Here is a 384-nt window from a genome sequence, read left to right as displayed (position 1 = left end):
TCTCCGAGGTGATGTTCTTCGGCGCGTTCTTCGGCGCGCTGTTCTACACCCGCAACCTGGGCCTGTCGTGGCTCAGTGGCGAAGGCCGTGGGGTCATGACCAACGAGCTGCTCTGGCAGGGCTATTCCGCCGGATGGCCGACCAATGGCCCGGCGGCGATCGGTGGCGCGTTCCAGACCATCCCGGCCTGGGGCCTGCCACTGATCAATACGTTGATCCTGTTGACCTCCGGCGTGACCCTGACCATCGCCCACCACGCACTGAAGGCCGGCAACCGCCGCCAGCTGCTGATCTGGCTGGGCCTGACCGTGGTGCTCGGCCTGGGCTTCCTGACCCTGCAGGCAGAGGAGTACATCCATGCCTACAAGGAACTGAACCTGACGC

General features: G+C 65.1%; 1 protein-coding gene. It reads left to right on the top strand.

What is annotated here, in order from left to right; translation table 11 throughout:
- Positions 1–384, top strand: a 384-nt coding sequence (locus D7X55_RS47475) for a cytochrome c oxidase subunit 3 (RefSeq protein WP_199747514.1), incomplete at both ends; no start/stop codon positions are given.

It is taken from the genome of Corallococcus sp. AB049A, from assembly GCF_003668885.1.
Lineage (GTDB): Bacteria > Myxococcota > Myxococcia > Myxococcales > Myxococcaceae > Corallococcus > Corallococcus interemptor.
The sequence above is the reverse complement of the archived record's forward strand: the minus strand, read 5'-3'. Positions and strand labels throughout refer to the sequence as shown.